This is a genomic window from Arthrobacter sorbitolis (assembly GCF_054510995.1).
The window spans coordinates 74,834-92,188 of sequence record NZ_JBTNDM010000005.1 but is presented as its reverse complement, the minus strand read 5'-3'; the positions used below and the strand labels follow the sequence as shown (position 1 = coordinate 92,188).

General features: G+C 62.8%; 15 protein-coding genes. 8 read left to right on the top strand and 7 right to left on the bottom strand.

Annotated elements, in window-relative coordinates; genetic code table 11:
* Positions 1 to 85 precede the first annotated feature (85 nt).
* The 3 genes from ACX80K_RS11505 to ACX80K_RS11495 all read left to right on the top strand — a co-directional run bounded on the left by ACX80K_RS11505 (position 86) and on the right by ACX80K_RS11495 (position 3,751).
* Positions 86 to 1,252 carry a thermonuclease family protein gene (locus tag ACX80K_RS11505; RefSeq protein WP_459272011.1) on the top strand — a complete coding sequence of 389 codons (1,167 nt, stop codon included), beginning with the start codon at positions 86 to 88 and terminating at the stop codon, positions 1,250 to 1,252.
* Between the two features lie 206 nt (positions 1,253 to 1,458).
* Positions 1,459 to 2,625, top strand: a complete 1,167-nt coding sequence (locus ACX80K_RS11500; RefSeq protein ID WP_459272010.1) for a TRAFAC clade GTPase domain-containing protein — start codon at positions 1,459 to 1,461, stop codon at positions 2,623 to 2,625.
* 391 nt (positions 2,626 to 3,016) lie between these two features.
* Positions 3,017 to 3,751, top strand: a complete 735-nt coding sequence (locus ACX80K_RS11495; protein ID WP_459272009.1) for a DUF4230 domain-containing protein — start codon at positions 3,017 to 3,019, stop codon at positions 3,749 to 3,751.
* A 102-nt stretch (positions 3,752 to 3,853) separates the two neighbouring features.
* Here the strand turns inward: ACX80K_RS11495 and dhaK are convergent, their stop codons facing one another.
* Genes dhaK through ACX80K_RS11475 form a run of 4 tightly spaced genes read right to left on the bottom strand, consistent with a single transcriptional unit; the run spans position 3,854 to position 7,205 of the window.
* On the bottom strand, positions 3,854 to 4,849 hold the full coding sequence (dhaK, locus tag ACX80K_RS11490; protein ID WP_459272008.1) for a dihydroxyacetone kinase subunit DhaK: 996 nt from the start codon (positions 4,847 to 4,849) through the stop codon (positions 3,854 to 3,856).
* 42 nt (positions 4,850 to 4,891) lie between these two features.
* Positions 4,892 to 5,524: a dihydroxyacetone kinase subunit DhaL gene (dhaL, locus tag ACX80K_RS11485; protein WP_459272007.1), complete on the bottom strand. Its 633-nt coding sequence runs from the start codon at positions 5,522 to 5,524 to the stop codon at positions 4,892 to 4,894.
* A complete protein-coding gene (locus ACX80K_RS11480; RefSeq protein WP_459272006.1) occupies positions 5,521 to 6,339 on the bottom strand; it encodes an HAD-IA family hydrolase in 819 nt (272 codons plus the stop codon). The genes dhaL and ACX80K_RS11480 overlap by 4 nt, the downstream gene beginning before the upstream one ends.
* 2 nt (positions 6,340 to 6,341) lie before the next feature.
* Positions 6,342 to 7,205: a class II fructose-bisphosphate aldolase gene (locus ACX80K_RS11475; RefSeq protein ID WP_459272005.1), complete on the bottom strand. Its 864-nt coding sequence runs from the start codon at positions 7,203 to 7,205 to the stop codon at positions 6,342 to 6,344.
* 174 nt (positions 7,206 to 7,379) lie between these two features.
* On the opposite strand from ACX80K_RS11475, the gene ACX80K_RS11470 reads away from it, so the two are divergent.
* The gene (locus tag ACX80K_RS11470; RefSeq protein ID WP_459272004.1) at positions 7,380 to 7,817 is read left to right on the top strand and encodes a GlcG/HbpS family heme-binding protein; all 438 of its coding nucleotides are present in this window, start codon (positions 7,380 to 7,382) and stop codon (positions 7,815 to 7,817) included.
* Between the two features lie 21 nt (positions 7,818 to 7,838).
* On the opposite strand, the gene ACX80K_RS11465 is transcribed toward ACX80K_RS11470, so the two are convergent.
* Complete coding sequence (locus ACX80K_RS11465) at positions 7,839 to 8,336, bottom strand: SRPBCC family protein (protein ID WP_459272003.1); 498 nt, start codon at positions 8,334 to 8,336, stop codon at positions 7,839 to 7,841.
* A 110-nt stretch (positions 8,337 to 8,446) separates the two neighbouring features.
* Here ACX80K_RS11465 and ACX80K_RS11460 point away from each other — a divergent pair, with 110 nt between their 5' ends.
* On the top strand, positions 8,447 to 9,238 hold the full coding sequence (locus tag ACX80K_RS11460; protein WP_459272002.1) for an alpha/beta fold hydrolase: 792 nt from the start codon (positions 8,447 to 8,449) through the stop codon (positions 9,236 to 9,238).
* A gap of 48 nt (positions 9,239 to 9,286) precedes the next feature.
* On the opposite strand, the gene ACX80K_RS11455 is transcribed toward ACX80K_RS11460, so the two are convergent.
* Complete coding sequence (locus tag ACX80K_RS11455) at positions 9,287 to 11,119, bottom strand: LuxR C-terminal-related transcriptional regulator (protein WP_459272001.1); 1,833 nt, start codon at positions 11,117 to 11,119, stop codon at positions 9,287 to 9,289.
* A gap of 1,167 nt (positions 11,120 to 12,286) precedes the next feature.
* Between ACX80K_RS11455 and ACX80K_RS11450 the strand changes: the two genes are divergently transcribed.
* The 3 genes from ACX80K_RS11450 (at position 12,287) to ACX80K_RS11440 (ending at position 16,499) form a co-directional block, all read left to right on the top strand.
* Positions 12,287 to 13,489: a HEPN-associated N-terminal domain-containing protein gene (locus ACX80K_RS11450; RefSeq protein ID WP_459272000.1), complete on the top strand. Its 1,203-nt coding sequence runs from the start codon at positions 12,287 to 12,289 to the stop codon at positions 13,487 to 13,489.
* A gap of 482 nt (positions 13,490 to 13,971) precedes the next feature.
* A complete protein-coding gene (locus ACX80K_RS11445) occupies positions 13,972 to 15,345 on the top strand; it encodes a DNA cytosine methyltransferase (RefSeq protein ID WP_459271999.1) in 1,374 nt (457 codons plus the stop codon).
* Positions 15,342 to 16,499 carry a PDDEXK family nuclease gene (locus tag ACX80K_RS11440; protein ID WP_459271998.1) on the top strand — a complete coding sequence of 386 codons (1,158 nt, stop codon included), beginning with the start codon at positions 15,342 to 15,344 and terminating at the stop codon, positions 16,497 to 16,499. The genes ACX80K_RS11445 and ACX80K_RS11440 overlap by 4 nt, the downstream gene beginning before the upstream one ends.
* A 139-nt stretch (positions 16,500 to 16,638) precedes the next feature.
* Here ACX80K_RS11440 and ACX80K_RS11435 read toward each other — a convergent pair whose 3' ends face one another.
* The gene (locus tag ACX80K_RS11435) at positions 16,639 to 16,776 is read right to left on the bottom strand and encodes a hypothetical protein (protein ID WP_459271997.1); all 138 of its coding nucleotides are present in this window, start codon (positions 16,774 to 16,776) and stop codon (positions 16,639 to 16,641) included.
* Positions 16,777 to 17,355 lie beyond the last annotated feature (579 nt).

The window sequence follows — 17,355 nt, the reverse complement described above, 5'->3', positions numbered from 1 at the left end:
CAACCGCACCCCTACTCATACCTGCAGAAGAAGAACGATGAATCATGCTCGTGTCCGTCGCCTCGCACCGGCGACCCTCCTGACCGTGGCGGTTCTTGCCTCGACCCTGACTGCCTGCACCGGTTCCACCCCGTCCGGTGAGACGACCGCGGACTACACAGCGGGCACCGTGGTGCGGGTGGTAGATGGTGACACCCTCGTCATCAACTTCGACGACGCAGACCAGACCGTTCGCCTCCTCAACGTGGACACCCCTGAGACAAAGGACCCTAACAAGCCTGTCGAGTGCCTCGGCCCGCAGGCCACCGAGAAACTCGAATCGCTGACCCCTCCTGGAACAAAGGTTGGTCTGGGCTTCGATATCGAGCGAACGGACAAGTACGACCGTGTCCTGGCCGCGGTGTTCATCGAGGATCAAACTCTGGTAAATGCGGAGCTTGCCCGGGTGGGTCTTGGTGTCCCAATGCTGATAGAGCCGAACAAAAAGTACTACGACGAAGTGCAAGCGGCATACAACGAGGCGACCGCACAGGGCGTCGGCTTGCTGGACGTCGCTGAGGGGTGCACCCTTCCGGCCGAGGTGACCGATGCCGTGGATAGTCTTGCTGCGGCGACTGATGCTCCGGTTGGCGAGACGGCAACAGCTGTCGCCGCGACGGCTGCCGGTGTCCTCGCAGCCCTGACGGTAGCGAAGGCTGTCCGGGAGACACTTGAGGCAGGCAAAGATACGATTCGCGTACTAGCTGTCGGAGCTGACCGTACTGCGACGTTGGCCCGCGATCTCGACGCGCAAATCGAGAAGGGTGAGCGCTCGATGGCTGCCGCCAATGCCAAAGCCACGGCTCTCAAGGAAACAGAGAAGGCAGCGCAGGCCGCAGCCGCGGAAGCAAAGGCTGCAATGGCGGCGAAAGCCGCGCGGATCGAGGCCGAACGCGTCCAGGCAGAAGCTGCGGAAGCCGCGCGGATCGAGGCCGAACGCGTCCAGGCAGAGGCCGCGGAAGCCGCTCGCCTCGAAGCCGAACGTGTTCAGGCGGAAGCCAACGCTCGTGCTGAAGCCGACCGGTTGGCGGCCGAAGCGGCAGCCGCCGCAGAGCAGGAGCGGATCCGAAACCTTCCGCCGGTGCCTCAGCCCTACATCCCGCCCGCCGCGCCAAATGTCCCTCCCGCTCCCCCTGCAGCTGCGGATCCCTATCCCGGCTACACCGGTCCTCGTTGCTACGCGCCCGGCGGGAAGACCTACCGCCCCTGCTGAGCGGAACGTCAGTCGAGCAAGATTTACGCTTAACGGAGCTATCCAGCCGCATTCATGGACGACAGACGAGCGGGCTGGCCACATAGCGGACGGGTCTGCTCTTCTGTTCAAACGATTCGAGATGTGTGAGACCCATCTCGACGCACATATCGACATGTGGGTGTTAGCTACCCGTCCTTCACTCGGCCATGCCGTAAGTTCGTCCTATGGAGCTAAATAAGGTCGCCCGTGAGCAGCAGATTGCCGTATTCGGCGAGAGCGGAAGCGGCAAGACCGTGCTTTTGTCCTCCTTCTATGGGCTAGCGGTTGAGGACCTACTCTCCGGCACGGAACAGTTCAACGTTCTCGCTGCCGACAACGCGCAAGGTCGGCGTTTGCATCAGAACTACCTCGGCATGAAGAACTCGGCGGAGCTGCCGATGGCGAATCGGTTCTCTGCGACGTCGTATGCATTTGCAATTAAACGAAAGCCTGGAACCGCCCCGAAAGTTAACAAGAAGGTTCCCGAAGAACTGCGCTTGGTATGGCACGACTACCCTGGTGAGTGGTTTGAACAGGAGCCAGGCGAAGCGGAAGAAGCAGAGCGCCGAATCGACACGTTCCGCGCTCTGCTAGGTTCCGATGTCGCGCTCGTGTTGGTGGATGGTCAGCGCCTTATCGACAATGTTGGGGAGGAGGAGCGCTACCTCAAAGCGCTACTCAGCAACCTCAGCACTCAACTTCTCAAGCTTCGCGACGGCCTCCTGCAGGATGGCAAACCGCTCGTGACTTTCCCGCGGATCTGGCTGATCGCTCTTTCGAAGGCCGACCTGCTGCCTGAAATGGACGTGGTCGATTTCAGGAACCTACTCGTAGAAAAAGCCGGAAGAGAGCTGAACAAGCTGCAAGAGGTTATCGCAACCTTCGTCGAGGCCCCGGAGGCGTTGTCAGTGGGAGACGACTTTGTGCTGCTCTCCTCGGCGCAGTTCGAGCCAGGGAAAATTGAGGTAACAAAGCGAGTGGGGCTTGATCTGATCTTGCCGATTGCAGCAATCCTTCCCTTCTCTCGCTATGTGGGGTGGGCCCTCGCGATGCGAAGAGGTGGGGAAGCGGCAGAGCACTTGCTCCGGGTAGCCACACCGCTGGCCAGCTTGCTTGGCCACGTAAAGTCGCCGAGCTTCCTAGCCCGAGCGGCTGGCTCGATTGGTCCCGTTGCTCGCTTAGTGGGCCCCAGCCTCATGCAGACAGTGCTCGACCTCGCAGGGGGCAAAGTACAGGACATGCATGCTGAGGCGCGGAGGAAGCACGACTTCCTCACCGAAACATTGACGGGATTCCAACTTGAGCTCGACCGCGGTGATGCCGAAAAGATCCTACTGCGGAGCCGTGAGTGACGGCTGCTTGTAGTCCCCATGAACACGAGATGCTCTTCCTATGGGCAACGCGCGGTAAAAACTGGGGCTTTAGATTCTTGCGCACAGGGAATCAGCAGAGCCCGCTTAGAGTTTACGAGTCCGCGTTTTCCGGGACTGAAGACGCTGCGGAAGCTTTCCAAATGAACCCCGACACAGTCGCGTTTCGCTTCCCTGATCCCGAGGAACGTCGTGACGCAGCTGGCAGAGTGATTCCGCATGAATTCGTACTGTTCCTGCCGCTGCCGAGCAGGGTCACTTCAGTGCAACAAGGGTTTGACTTGGTCTGGCCCCTCGTAAGGGAAGAATTCGCTCGTGACTGGGAGCAACCCCGTCCGAATATCGGCAATCCTTAAAGCAAGCACGAGCTACGTTGGCCGGCGTAGTCGCACTCACGCGCTACAATGAGGCTGAGATTACCTGTCCGGCACAAATGCTGGACAGGAGAACTAAAGATCGGCCTCCGGGCCTTCCAAGGGCTGAAACGGAGCCGACGATCGCGAAGCTTCTCAAAAACTTCTTTTTCATGGTGTCTGGCCTAATCGTAGCCGTCGTCGGACTTGGAGTAATGAACTTAAACGGGTTTAACTTGTTTCAGGTCAATCAGATGGATCGTAGCCAGCCTGCTCTGCTGACATCAGTCAAGGACATAAGCCAGTACCACGCGTCAGTGGGCACCTTTCAGCAGGTACTCCAAGTCGAGGACGACGTCCCTTGGGTTCCCGACCTCCTGGCCGGCCGGCAGACGACGTTCATCGCGGTGGGCACCGTCAACGCCTATGTTGATCTGGCGGAGCTCGCCGAGGACGACCTAGTCCTGTCTCCGGACGGCAAATCGGTGAAAGTGCGTCTGCCAGAGCCGCAGCTCGACAAGCCCAACCTTGATCCGGAGCTGACCTACGTAATCGACCAAGACCGCGGAGCCCTGGATCGAATAGCTGACGCCGTCGATTTGCCCGAGCAGTCGCAGTACTACCAGGACGCCGAAGCAAAGATAGCGGCCGCTGCGGAAGAATCGCAGCTTCGGAACCAGGCCGCTGAGAATACCGAGGCGATGCTGACAGGCATGTTCGGCTCGCTCGGAATCGAAGCAACTTTTCTGGATTGAACAAGCAGCTAGGCGGGTTTCTGCAGACGATCCCGACGGCTGTGATGACAGCGGGCCGGTCACCGAAAGGTGACCGGCCCGCCGTTCTGTTGTGCGGTGGAACTAGAACACGCGGATCGGGATCTCCGCCGGGTCCATAAGCAGCGACTCGATCTCGTCATCGAGCCGGACCAGCGTGATGGACGCGCCGGCCATGTCCAGGGACGTGCAGTACTCCCCCACATAGCTGCGGCCCACACTGATGCCCTGCTCGGCCAGGCGCTTGTGCGCCTGCCCGTACAGCAGGTACAGCTCGCTGATCGGGGTACCGCCAAGGCCGTTGATCATGAGCGCCACGCGGTCGCCCTCCTTGAACGGCAGGTCCTTCACGATCGGGGCGAGCATCTCCTCGACGATCTCGTTGGCCGGCATCATCTTCCCCCGACGGCGGCCGGGCTCGCCGTGGATGCCCACGCCGATCTCGATCTCGTCCTCGCCGAGTTCGAACAGCGGGCTGCCCTTGGCCGGCGGCGTACACGCGGTCAGCGCCACACCCATGGTCCGGGTCACCGAGTTCACCTTCTCGCCGATACGGATGACCTCGTTCAGGTCCGCACCCCGCTCGGACGCGGCAGCCACGGCCTTGATGACAAAGAAGTTACCCGCCACCCCGCGGCGCCCGATCGTGTAGGTGGAGTCCTCCACGGAGACGTCGTCGTTGATGAACAGCGTCTTCACCTCGATACCGTCCGCCGAGGACATCTCCTCGGCCATCTCGAACACCATCTTGTCGCCCGTGTAGTTGTTCACCAGCAACAGCACGCCCTTGGGCGACGCCATGAGCTTGGTCGTCTCGTACACGTAGTCGAACGGCGGTGCCGCGAACACGTCACCCGGACAGGCGGCGTCGAGCATGCCCTTGCCCACGATCATCACGTGGGCCGGTTCGTGCCCGGAACCGGACCCCTGCACGATGGACACCTTGCTCTCGTCCGGGCCGTCGGCGCGCATGATCAGGTTGTACTCGGGCACGTACTTCAGGGTGTCCGGGTTGGCGAGCGCCAGGCCCTCGAGCATCTCCGGGACGAACTGCTGCGGATCGTTGACGAACTTCTTCATGGGGGCTCCACTTCGTTGTGAGTCGGGACGGGGGAGGAAAGATCAGGGCCAATCGGCCACGATGCGTTCGATGATGATGGCCACGGCCACCGCGCCGGCGTCGGGCGACCCGATGCTGCGGGTGCCGCTATAGCTGGCGCGACCGCGTCGAGCCTCCATGGTCGACGTCGCATCGGCACACTCGCGGACCTTCGCGGCGAACGCCGCTCGGCATTCCTCCGGCGAGGCACCCGCAGCGAGCTGGCGTTCGAGCTCGTCGGTGGCGGGGATGAGGGCGTCGAGCAGCGTCTTGTCGCCGAGATCGGCGTTGCCGCGCTTCTTGATGCCGTCGGTGGCACCGCGGAGCATGGCGACGACAGCGGCCCCGTCGATGGTCTCCGTGGTCTTCGCGGCGGCGGACGCCCGCAGGAACGCGGTCCCCCAGAGTGGCCCGGAGGTGCCCCCGATCCTGCTGGAGATGGCGAGCGCGATCTGCTGCAGGAACGTGGCGACGTCGTCGCGCTTGAACGAGTCCCAGTCCGCGAGCACCTTCTCGAAGCCGCGAGCCAGAGAGTAGCCGAGGTCGCCGTCGCCCACCACGGCATCGAGGTCGCCGAATTCTTTCTCCTTCTCGACAGCGGTCTGCGCCAGGGAGTGGACGACGTATTCGACGTCGGCGAGTTTGGTGGTGCTCATGGTGTCTCCGTTCCGGTCGACGATGCGTGGGAAGTCGACGGCGCTGCGTCGGCGTCGAGCAGGGCCTGCAGGGTGGCGAGGGTGACGACGCCGCGGACCCCGACGCCGTGCGGGTCCTCGAGGACCTCGGCCCGCTCGCCGTTCGGGTCGCCGAGGGAGCTGACGACCAGCGCCGCACCCGTGAAGTTCTCGTCGCGCGTGAAGCCGCTGACCGTCACCACGGTGGCCAGGCCGGCCCCGACGGCGGCACGCAGCCCGTTGCCGCTGTCCTCGACGACGATCGCGTCGTCGGCCGGCACCCCCAACTCCGAAAGGGCCAGCAGGTAGATGTCCGGCGCGGGTTTCTTGGCGGGCACGACGTCGCCGGCGAATACGGCGAAGCGCGAGGCGAGATCCTCCCCGACGGCGTGCGTGAGGACGGCGCGGACCGCAGGCTCCGCGGAGGTGGAGGCGACGGCGAGCGTCCATCCAGCGTCGTGCGCTTCCTGCACGATGCGGGCGATGCCCGGCCGCGCGGGCATGACGCCGCTCTCCACGAGCCCCTTGTAGATCTCGGTCTTCCGCTTGTGCCAGGCGAGGATCGCGGCATCCGTGGAGGAGTCGTCGTTCAGGCTGAGCTCGGCCACCAGTGCGGGGGTGAGGATGCTGCGCATGCGCTCCTTGCCGCCGCCGATCTTCACCTTCTCGGCGTACTCGTCGACGCTCCACTGCACGGGTACCCCGAACTCGGAGAAGGTCCGGTTGAACGCGGGCAGGTGGCCGTACTGCTCGGTGTCGGCGAGCACGCCGTCGCAGTCGAAGATGAGGGCCGGCATGGTCAGCGGCCGCCCTTGCCGGCGCTGCCGAACTGCTTGCAGAGGTCCGTCACGAGGGCGACGACGTCGGTACGGGTGTGCTTGAACAGCGACGGCGGATCCCACTTGTTCTTCTCCTCGGCCTGCTTGAGGAAGGCCAGGCTGGACTGCATGTAGGTCTCCTTGAGGGCCGTGGAGATGTTGACCTTCGCGCAGCCGCGGGCGATGAGGTCGGCGAACTGCTCGGGGCTCAGGCCGCTACCGCCGTGCAGGGCGATCGGGATGCTGCGGGCCTCGACGAGCTGGGTGACGCGGTCGGCGTCGAGCACGGGAGCGGCCTTGTAGCTGCCGTGCGCGTTGCCGATCGAGGGGGCGAAGACGTCGACCCCGGTGGCGTCGATGAAGGCGAGCGCCACCTCGAGGGTCTGCTGCCGGGACACCTCGTCGGATCCGTGGTCGTCCTCGACGCCGGTGATCGCCTCGATCTCGCCCTCCACCTGCGCGTTGTGGCGACGGGCCTCGGCGACGACCTCGATGGTCTGGCGCTGGTTCTCCTCGACCGGCAGCTCGGACGCATCGAAGAGGACGGAGTTCCAGCCGACGCGCAGGCAGTCGGTGATGACCTCGCGGTCAGGGCAGTGGTCCAGGTGCAGCGTGACGGGCACCTCGATGCCGCGCGTCATGGATCGCCACATGTCGAAGAGCACGCGGGAGCCGATGCTGCGTACGGTCTTCACCGAGGTCTGCAGGATCACCGGGGAGTTGGCCTCCACGGCGCCAGCGAGCACGCCCTCCATGGTGAGGTCGTTGAAGATGTTGATGGCGGGCACCCCGTAGCGTGCCTCGAATGCGGGATCGAGAATGTCCTTCAGTGGTACGACGGCCATGGTGATTCCTCCTGGTCAGGCTGTTCCCCACGCTAGGGCGGCGTCCCGGCGTTGGGTATGGGGGTTCTCCCGCCCTCCCCCCTGGGGGAAACCACCACCTCGTCAACGCTGGATGCGCGTGGTTGAGTGGGCCGCGGCCGCTCGGCCTCTCACTTCGACGACGAAGGAAAACCCATGACTCCCGGATCAGTTCTCGAAACCATCACGTCCAAAGAAGCCCGCGTCGTCATCGATGCCGCGGCGGCCAAGGCCGAGGAGATCGGCCAGCCGATGGACATCGCCGTGGTCGACGCCGGCGGGAACCTGAAGGCGCATATGCGGATGGACGGCGCGAACATCGGCAGCATCACCATCGCGATCAACAAGGCCTACACGGCCATCGCGTTCCAGTGCGAGACCGGCGACCTGCAGGAACTTACCAGGCCGCACGGCCCCATCTACGGGCTGAACGATGCCCACGGCGGGCGCCTCGTGGTGTTCCCCGGCGGCATCCCGCTGGTCCGTGACGGCAGCATCGTCGGTGCCATCGGTGTCTCCACCGGCACCATCGAACAGGACCAGGAGGTCGCCTCCGCTGGCGCCGCCGCCTACCTGGAGTTCGCGATCGCCTGACTCCGGCGCCGGGTCACGGTCCTACGGCCGGCCCTGACCGGACGCGCCGGACTCGGCGATCCGCTTGATGGCGGCGAGCGTCGTCGGGATGCCGTCGAGCGCCTGCTGGGTCCGGTCGGCGATCTGTGCGGGAGCGTCCTCCCCGAACTTCTCGTCGAAGAAGGCGATGCCGCCCGGCAGGAAATCCCAGGATTCCGTCAGAGTGGTTCCGGTGCCGGCCGGCGCCAGTGTGTAGCCCCAGCGAACCCGGTCGCCGCCGACCACCCAGGCGAACTCGTGGCCGTGCTCGGCAGCTACGACCTGCGATCGGGTATCCCAGGTCCGGTGCGGCAGTTCGTTGCGCCCGGTGAACCAGGAACTCACCTGGCCTGCAGCGGCGTCGTCCTCCCACCAGCACCGGGTGCAGACGGGACTCCACTCGCCGGTGCGGGTGATGTCGGAGACGAGCTCGTAGACGGCCTCGGATGACGCCTGGATGGTGATGGACTCCTGGTGGTGGCGGATCTCTGGCTGGCTCATGGGCCCATTCTCACAGAGCGGTTCTCCTGCGCGGTCGTGCCGCCACTGCGGGGAACGGCTGTAGCGCTCTGCATAGACTGAGACCTCGCGCCGCCTACGAAAGGTCCCTCATGCTGAACATCGAACGAACCGGCACCGGAAGGCCCCTCGTCCTCGTGCACGGGCTCGGCTCGAGCGTCCGCACCTGGGACCCGATCCTCCCCCTGCTGAAGGAACAGCGCGAGGTCATCGCCGTCGATCTCCCCGGGTTCGGCAGCAGCGAGCCGCTCGCGGGCGAGGTGACCATCGCGACCCTCACGGACGCCGTCGAGCAGTTCCTCGAGCAGGAGAACCTGCGCGACGCGGATATCGTCGGAAGCTCGATGGGTGCGCGGATCGTGGTCGAGATGGCGCGGCGCGGTCACGCCGGCAACGTCGTCGCCCTCGATCCCGGAGGATTCTGGAACGACACCCAGGTGCGCATCTTCAATGGCAGCATCACCGCGTCCATTGCGCTGGTACGGCGCCTCCAGCCCGTCCTGCCGTCACTCGTCCAGCAGGCTGCGGGCCGGACGGCGCTGCTCGCCCAGTTCTCCGCGGCACCCTGGAAGCTCGACCCGAACCTCGTCCTGACCGAGCTGCGCGGATTCGCCACCTCGCCCAGTCTCGACGAAGCGCGTAAGTCCCTCGCGCACGGACCGCGCCAGGCCGGCGCGCCCCAGGGGACGATCAAGGGCACGCTGGCGTTAGGCTGGGGCCGGTCGGACAGGGTCACCCCGCTCAGTGAGGCCGCCGTCGCCATGTCCCTCTATCCGGACGCCACCCTGCACGTCTTCGAGGACTGCGGGCACTTCCCGCACTGGGACCAACCGCAGGAAACCGCCCGGTTCATCCTCGACGCCACCGCTGCTGGGTCGTCGTAACGGTCCTCTGAGCCGCACACCTGGCAACCGTGTCGGCGGTGCTGCTGCCTACCTGGAGTTCGCGATCGCCTGACCCTGGCGCTGCAGGCCGACCAGCATGGTGCGGTTGCGGGTCCCGGTCTTCCGGAGCATCGCGCTCACGTGCTTCTCGACGGTCTTGACCGAGATGGCGAGCCGCGTGGCAATCTGCTTGTCCGCCAGACCCTCGGCCAGGAGGTCGCGGACCTCGAGTTCGCGGGCGGTCAGCTGGATCGCCTCGCCGGCGTCCGCCGCACGGGTCTCCGTGAGTCGCGTGAACATCGCCCCGTCCAGCAGGGCGTCGCCGCGGGCGGCGGCGACGACGACGCGTGCCACCTCCACGGGGGTCGAGGACAACGAGAGGAAGCCTCGCACACCCGCTGATGCGGCGGCCGCCAGCAGTTCGTCCGCGAAATGGTCGACGACGGCGACCACCGGCCGCTCGACGGTGTCCGCCTCCATCACCCGAGCTTCCGCAAACCGGGACAGCAGGTGCTCGTCGAGGACGATCATGTCCGGCTGCAGCAGGGACACCGACTCCGTGAGGTCCTCGAGCGTCCCGAACTCGCCGAGGACCTGCACCGACGGCTCGGACGTCTCGAGCAGACGGACGAGCCCGGCCCGGAGCAGGGGCTGGGTGCAGGCGACGAGGACCTTCCACCGTTCGCGGGAGGCGTCGCCGTTCGAGGAGTACGGCACCTGCGCTCGGACGCTCGTCCCCCAGCCCAGCGTCGACTCCACGTGGAGTTCTCCCCGGAGGTAATGGGCCCGAGCGGCCATGCCGTGCAGACCGAGCCTGCTGCCCTTCAGGTCCGTGGTTTCCTGGCCCTCGAACCCACGGCCGTTGTCCTCGACGACGGCCGTGATGCCTGCGGTGTCGTAGAAGATGCCCACCCGGCATGCGGTCGCAGAGGCATGCGCCACCGCGTTGGCCACGGCCTCCTGGATGATCATGAAGAGCTGGTGGGCGACGACGGGCGCCAGTTCGTGAGGATTGCCGGTCACAAGCAGCGTCACGTCCATCGGATCGCTCGCGCTCACCCGGTCGAGTTCCTGGCGGACCGCCTCCTCCAACGAGCGGTCGGCCAGGCTGGAAGGTCCGAGCCCCAGCACGGTGCGGCGGGTCTCGAAGAGCGCCTCGTGGGCGAGCACCCGAGCGGAGTCAATGTGCTGGGTGGAGGGCGAGCCGCCCGGCGTCGCCTTGTCCGCGCGGTCGAGGTGCAGCAGGAGCGAGCCCAGGGACCGGCCGATCGTTTCGTGGACCTCCTGCACGGCACGCTCGCGTTCACCTGCCACGGCAGCCTCGCGTTCCTTCGCTGCAGCGGCTTGGTGGAGCCGGGAGTTCATGATGGCGATGGCTGCGTGGTTGGCGAAGAGCTCCACGAGGGACGCGTCACCCGGGCTGAAGACCCGGCCGGGACCGTCACTGAAGATTGCGAACGTGCCGATGATGGTGCCGGCCCAGGTGATGGGGACGCCGATGACGGCGCTCCCCCACCGAGGGTCCGCCTGGTCGATGTGGCCCATCGGCACGGATGCGTAGCGGTCGAGGATAACGGTGCCGCGGGTCTTGACGATCTGCCCGGTGAGGCCCTCGGTCAGCGGGAAGGTCTGGCCCTCGCGGCAGCCGACGCCTTGGTCAACTTCCTTGCGGTAGTAGCCCTCGGCTTCGTGGACGATCGAGATGGAGCCGCTCTCACACTCGAGGAGGGCGGCGGCGTGCCCGAGGACGCGTTCGAGGAGCGGGACCAGCTCGAACTGCCCGGCGAGGTCGCCTGCCAGTTCGGTGATGCGGTCGAGTTGTGAGGGCGGCGTTTGGTTGTGCTGGTTCTGGGTGATGCTGGGCGTGGGAAGCTGCTGCATGAACGGCACCTGTCTCCTGCGACCGGGCGCGGCGCTGCGCACGGGCCTTCAGGATAGCGGGACGAGCACAAGCTTCAACTGATCGGTCAGCCACCTCTAGCCCCCCCCGGCGTCCGGGTGTCCTGACGTCTGTCGATTTCATTGAGGAATCAGAGTTTTAAGTAGGTGGCCCGCGCGCGGCCAGTCGTCGTCTTCTGAGCCCTTAATACGATCGCAGGCGGCGGTACCGCATGCGCTCTCGCTGGTCCCGACGACTGACCTGGGCCGCCCAAACCTGATCAGCTTTCTTGGCCACGATTTTTGTCGGCTCCTCATGCTCTTAAAACCGGAGCACGGTCCGACCATTTTCACTCAGTACAAGGGCACGCTGACGTTGGGCTGGGGCCGGTCGGACAGGGTTACCCCGCTCAGTGAGGCCGCTGTCGCCATGTCTCTTTGCCCGGACGTCAGACTGCACGTCTTTAACGACTGCGCGCCCTTCCGCATCAGGTGCGAAAGTTTCATATCTCTAGCAGTAAGGAATTTATAAGATATGGACAGTCAGCGGAAAGCATTGGAGCGGACGATCGCGGCGGGGGCCGACTTTCTGACGGACAAACACGAGGCATTGTTGGCGTTATGCCGTGAACTGGCCGGGCAGATGGATGATGCCGCTACAGACGGCGGGCCGTCAACCCGGTTGATCGCCGCATACTTGTCGGCCCTCAAGGACTTAGGGCGGGCTCTGGCAGTACCCGAGAAGGATCGAGTCGGCGGTAAGTTGTCGCAACTGCGTGTCCGCAGTGGTCCGGTACCTGTGGTGGCACGAGGTGGTCGTGCGCTCAGAAAGGTGGCGGAGCGTGAAGGAAGATAACGGCAGAGGGACGGACTGCGGCTCCGAGAGTTGCGGGGCGGTGCTCAAGAAACTCGAAGATCTTCGCGACGAGGTTGGGCAGCTTGCTGGGCTTATTGTCACGGCAAGCATTGGGTCATGACCAGTAACGACACACCTCTGCCTGCACGCTCCTCCTAGGTTGGACCAGAGCGACCGGCTGCGGCGAAGACATAGCGGCGAACAGAGCGCAATCGAGGTCGGCTTTGCGATTGGGGCGTCGGCCAACCACAACGACCGGCAAACGCCATCGTCGAGTCACTATGCTTGGTCGCATGGGTGGAGCAAAGAGGGCAATGGAAGAGCAGGAAGCACGCGGATGGTCGGCAAGCGACGAGCGGATTTGCAGTGGCTGTGTTGAGGACTATGCGCTCAAAGCCGCAGTGGCAGCAGAGGAAGAGGAAGGCCAAGGGAACTGCAGCTTCTGCGAGTCCACCCAATCGGCGTCCTTCGACGCACTGCTTGATCCCTTTGTTGATGGCATCCGCTTTGCTTACGAGGATGCACTAAACGTCCTCTCCTACGTGAGCTCGGAGGGAGGCTATGTCGGCGGTTCGTCGGTAGACACTTGGGATCTCCTACATTGGGAGCTTTCCGACGTATTCGACAACTCTGATATTTCCGATCACCTCTACGAGTGTATCGATGATAAAACCTGGGTACGGCGTGGGGAACCTCGCCGAGAAATCCATGTTGTCCTCATAGATGCTTGGGCGCGCTTTTGCCACGCAATTAAGCATGAAACCCGCTATGTTTTTTGGCTCACGTCGGCCATCGCTGACGACCTCGCCGAAGAAGAGAACTATGGCGAAGTCGGACCAACCCGAGTCCTCTATCACATCGGAAAAATCATCGAGGAGCTAGGATTACTTTCAACCTTTGAAGAAGGAACAGAGCTCTTTCGAGCGCGTACTTATAGCAATCCACCTGCCAGCCCTTGGGGAGCTGGTGATCTCGGCACACCGCCTCGTGACCGTTCCAAACAAGGGAACCGGATGAGCCCAGCAGGTATCCCGATGTTCTACGGTGCTGAGTCCCTAGACGTAACCATGGCAGAGGTTAGTGTGCGCACGGAAGATAGGAAGGCCAGTGCCGGGCGCTTCTTGACCTCGCGCCCATCCCGAGTTGTCGATTTGACAAAGTTGCCGAGGGTCCCGAGCATTTTCGATGCGAAACTTCGCCACAATCGTTCTGAGATCCAATTCCTGCACCGTTTCACGAAAGAGATTTCAACACCGATAGAGCCCGGCAGGGATCAGATCGACTACGTACCCACTCAAGTCATGACTGAATACCTCTTGCGCGTCCAATGGGGTCACAAGGGAGTCGCAGGCATCCGATATCCTTCTGCTGCATCGCCGGCGGAAGCTTGTGTCGTCATGGATGTGAGCAACGAAAACTGTATAGACCTCGGAGATGAACTGACTCCTGATCAATTGCAGTTGGTCCTCGTAAGTCAGCAGTCTTTTGGAGGAACTCTTACCTGGTCGCCCGCCTGACCACGACGAGGACCGCCCGTCCCAACTGTAGGTACGCGCGGCTGGAGATGATGCCCTGCGCGAGTTTGCCATTACTGTTCTAGCAGCGACTTGAGCCCAAGTTATAGGCGCAGCCTGTTGGGGTCACCCTTAATGGCTCTGTCGGATTCAGGGCGGGCTTGGCATTAAGTCTGTGGCCTGAGCCGTTTCTTGGTGCGACCCCCGACATGCTCTCGGACAAACCGAAGCTGCCGAGTAATTGCCCGCAACGTGGTCGTCCTTCACGGTCCTATTGCTCTGAAGTGCCCTGTTGTTGCGCTTGGTGCCCATAACACCGGCTGAGGGGACGGACTTCCGCCTCTCGCTTCCTCAGCCCGCCTAGGGGAACGCGCCCCGGCCTTGTCGGTGCCGAGCCGTATAGTGAATCGCGGCTGGCCCTGCGCCCCAGCTATCACCGCAATCGTGCGTGACACCTCCACGAATGCATCGGAAGGAACCTTTGAATGAATGAAACGCGGAACGTGACTTCAAGCACCTTGGATCTGGGGCAGGGCGTGCCGGCAGCAGCCTCGCAGTCGTTGGTGCCTCTGCAGAGTCCGGAGAGCGTGCCAGCTCGGATGACCGCTGTTGACCTCTTCGCCGGAGCCGGCGGGGCTAGCCTTGGCCTTACACGAGCCGGTTACGATTTGAGGCTCTCAGCAGAGATCGACCCCTTCTACGCCGCGACTCACGAACTGAACCTCCCGGGAGCTGTCCTGGAAGCGGACCTTCGGCACGTCACTGGCGATACCTTACTTGCCGCCTCCCATCTAGAACCGGGGGAACTCGACTTATTGTTCGCGGGTCCTCCGTGCCAGGGGTTCTCCATGATCGGGCCCCGTGTGGTTTGGGATCAGCGCAACAACCTCTACTTGGAAGTACTGCGGGCTGTTGACGCCCTGCGCCCTCGTGCGGTGGTCATTGAGAATGTTCCCGGCCTAACAACCCTTGCTGGAGGCCGTTACCTAGCCGAAATTCTCGATGGACTTCGTTCTCACGGGTATCAAGCTTCATGCGGACTAATGCTCGCTGCCCAGTTCGGGGCTCCTCAGATGAGGTGGCGGCTCATCATCATCGCGTGGCGAGATGATCTCGACATTGAAGCGGGGTACGGCTTCCCTTCGCCGACCCACGGCACGGCGGAAATTGGAGACTTGCTTCCCAACGTATCCATACCTTTGCACCAATATGACGGCTTTTTGACCACACGAGATGCCATCGGCGACTTACCCGGGGTCGAAGCTGGCGGGAGTGTTGATCGTTACCTTGGCAGCCCTGCTTTGCCATATCAGACCACCTCCCGTACCGACGTAACCGGGAAGCGAATAAGTTCGTCAGTGCTTTTCGACCATTATGCGCCAGCTCTTGCCCCCCAGACGCTTGAGAGAATTAGGGCGCTCCGCCCCGGCCAAGACTGGCGAGACCTTCCTGTTGAACTGCTTCCGGCTAGCATGCAACGCGCCCTGCGCAAGGACCACACCCGTCGCTACCGTCGTATGACCTGGGACGGAACACCCAGAGCGATAATTACGCGGTTTCGAGATCCGAAGTCTGGAGAATACACGCATCCCTCACAGGACAGGACAATTACAATTCGAGAGGCGGCCCGAATCCAAGGCTTTCCGGACTGGTTTGCCTTCTCGGGACCCAACACCAGCAAGTACATGCAGGTTGGGAATGCCGTTCCGGTTCCGTTGGCCCAGGCGATTGCTGCCGAAGTTCGTACATGCCTCCTCGGAGTTCCTGCCTCCCCACGGGTGCAAGACCCTTTCAGACGTCAATCATTGTCGTTCCTAGGTCGCCACGGCGAACTAGTCACCGCAGGCGGTTCCAAATGATTCCCGTACGCCCCAAACTTACTGCTGCCGAGCGCGGGGGTCTCCGACCGCACATTTCGGAGTGGTTCGGGCATCGTGTCTTTCCCTCCGTCGCCAGCCACGAGAAGTCGTTGGAAGATCAAAAAAATCAACGCTGCCCGTTCCTCAGCCAGGTCGCTGAGAAAGACACTGGCTGCATAAAGTCAGACAACAGCCGAGGAGTTTGCACGATCAGCGCGGGAAGCAACGGCCCCCGCCAAGATTGGCTTGTATGTCCTCATCGCGCGCTCGACGACGACCTTCTGCACGCAATGGTCCGACGGCTGTTCGGGCTAGGCAGTACCCAACAAGTTCACGTCTTGCCTGTCACCAACCTCAAGGACGACGCCGTCCGCCACCGCTTGATTGCGGACGTTCATGACCGTGATTCACCACCTCAATTCATTACCTTTCAGCAGTACTTCGGCGGCGAGATCAGCCTCGCGAGGTCACTAGCCAGCCCAGAACTGTCTTTCGACGTAACAGTCGTGGAAGTCATGCCGGGAGCGGAAGGCGAAGTGCGCCTTGGTCGGTACGGCGTGATCGAATTGCAGACCACAGACACCCATGGGTCATACCGGCACGCTGTTGACGCGCTGCGCGGTGCACTTGACCTTCATATTGAGGACTTTGCCGAGCAGGTCGCTGCCCACCCGGATTGGCCGGGCCGTAAAGTTGAAGGTCCAAACATCTCGAATGTCTTCAAGCGAACTTTTTACCAAGTCATGTTCAAGTTTCAGATTACAAGGAGGGCATCCTCTGCAGGCTGCATACTTGCTCTTCCCCGCCCAGTTTGGGACTCATGGCAGCCGTTCCTAGGCGCTCCCGACCTGGTTGACTTGGGTGACGGAACTCATGCTCTTGCACCAACTGGAACGGCAGCCAACGGCCATGATGTTGTCCGCCCCGAGGCCCCAAACTGGATTTACGTCTTCGACATAGCAGATGAACCGCCGACCGACGGTTCGACTACTCCAGTGGAGGTACAACTCGTGGTAGCCACTGACGCTCCAACGTTGAGCTCATTAGCTCTCGACGTCGCGCCGAACAACGCAATCGGAGATGTCGACGCCTTAGACTCCGTTATGGTCGCGCTACGGCGGCGAATTGGTCCTTACTTCGGGGGGATCGTTTAGGGTTCGGTGCTTCGACTTCAGTGGCAGGGTGCGGCAGCATGCTCGCCCAGACAACGGCCAGGGCGAGGGCTCAAGATCTTCGTTAGGCATTTAGCCTGACGCAATCACCTCGGTCGTGGCTCCGTACATCACCCTGACGTCAGAGCCCGCGACTCCCTATCTGGATACCACGTAGCCGGCCAGTTTTCAGCAGCGCGCGGACGAGGGGCAGCCCGACTTTGCGTTCCTCAGCAACCCGCTCCATCGTCAGAAAGCGGCGCATCGCCTCGTCGATCACTTGCTCACGGTGACGGTTGACGCGATGGGCGGTTCCGCGACACTTTTTGGACCTTGATGCTCGAGAGCTCAAGGAAGCTTTCGAGGGTGCAGGTTGTAGTAGTCACGTCCATTACCCGTTCATTCGCGAAAAGCTCATGCCGTTGGACACCGGAAACTTCTTTCCGTGTTCACAAGTTGGAATTATCTGTCCCCGATCCCTGGCAGCGCTGACTGGAACTGGGCCACGTCCGGGGTCCGAGGCTCGGTGATCCCGAGATTTCTTTCCCTAGGGGTGCTTGGGAGGGCTGAAAAACTTGCTTGACCGATTTACCCCTGCACGGCTCGTAAGATCAGTCCATGAGATACGAGGTCTGGCGGGTTGTGCCTCGCCTAGCAGACAAGGGGAAAACACGATTGTTCGGCAGCAGACTACGTGCCCAGGATGTATGGGAACAATCACGGTTAGGGTCGCCGTAGCACCGACTGACCTGGTTCGTTTCTATGCCCCATGCCCCTCGTGCTCCACACCTATACGGGGATCAATTTAGGGCTGTAGCCTTCCAGACTTCCGCCTACACATAGAAAGCGGGTTCCGTCA

What these genes read in the sequence shown, in the direction of transcription:
- ACX80K_RS11500 (WP_459272010.1), top strand. Translation starts at nt 1,459, where the DNA reads ATGGAGCTAAATAAGGTCGCCCGTGAGCAGCAGATTGCCGTATTCGGC.
- dhaK (WP_459272008.1), bottom strand. Translation starts at nt 4,849, where the DNA reads ATGAAGAAGTTCGTCAACGATCCGCAGCAGTTCGTCCCGGAGATGCTC.
- dhaL (WP_459272007.1), bottom strand. Translation starts at nt 5,524, where the DNA reads ATGAGCACCACCAAACTCGCCGACGTCGAATACGTCGTCCACTCCCTG.
- ACX80K_RS11480 (WP_459272006.1), bottom strand. Translation starts at nt 6,339, where the DNA reads ATGCCGGCCCTCATCTTCGACTGCGACGGCGTGCTCGCCGACACCGAG.
- ACX80K_RS11475 (WP_459272005.1), bottom strand. Translation starts at nt 7,205, where the DNA reads ATGGCCGTCGTACCACTGAAGGACATTCTCGATCCCGCATTCGAGGCA.
- ACX80K_RS11470 (WP_459272004.1), top strand. Translation starts at nt 7,380, where the DNA reads ATGACTCCCGGATCAGTTCTCGAAACCATCACGTCCAAAGAAGCCCGC.
- ACX80K_RS11465 (WP_459272003.1), bottom strand. Translation starts at nt 8,336, where the DNA reads ATGAGCCAGCCAGAGATCCGCCACCACCAGGAGTCCATCACCATCCAG.
- ACX80K_RS11460 (WP_459272002.1), top strand. Translation starts at nt 8,447, where the DNA reads ATGCTGAACATCGAACGAACCGGCACCGGAAGGCCCCTCGTCCTCGTG.
- ACX80K_RS11455 (WP_459272001.1), bottom strand. Translation starts at nt 11,119, where the DNA reads ATGCAGCAGCTTCCCACGCCCAGCATCACCCAGAACCAGCACAACCAA.
- ACX80K_RS11450 (WP_459272000.1), top strand. Translation starts at nt 12,287, where the DNA reads ATGGAAGAGCAGGAAGCACGCGGATGGTCGGCAAGCGACGAGCGGATT.
- ACX80K_RS11445 (WP_459271999.1), top strand. Translation starts at nt 13,972, where the DNA reads ATGAATGAAACGCGGAACGTGACTTCAAGCACCTTGGATCTGGGGCAG.
- ACX80K_RS11440 (WP_459271998.1), top strand. Translation starts at nt 15,342, where the DNA reads ATGATTCCCGTACGCCCCAAACTTACTGCTGCCGAGCGCGGGGGTCTC.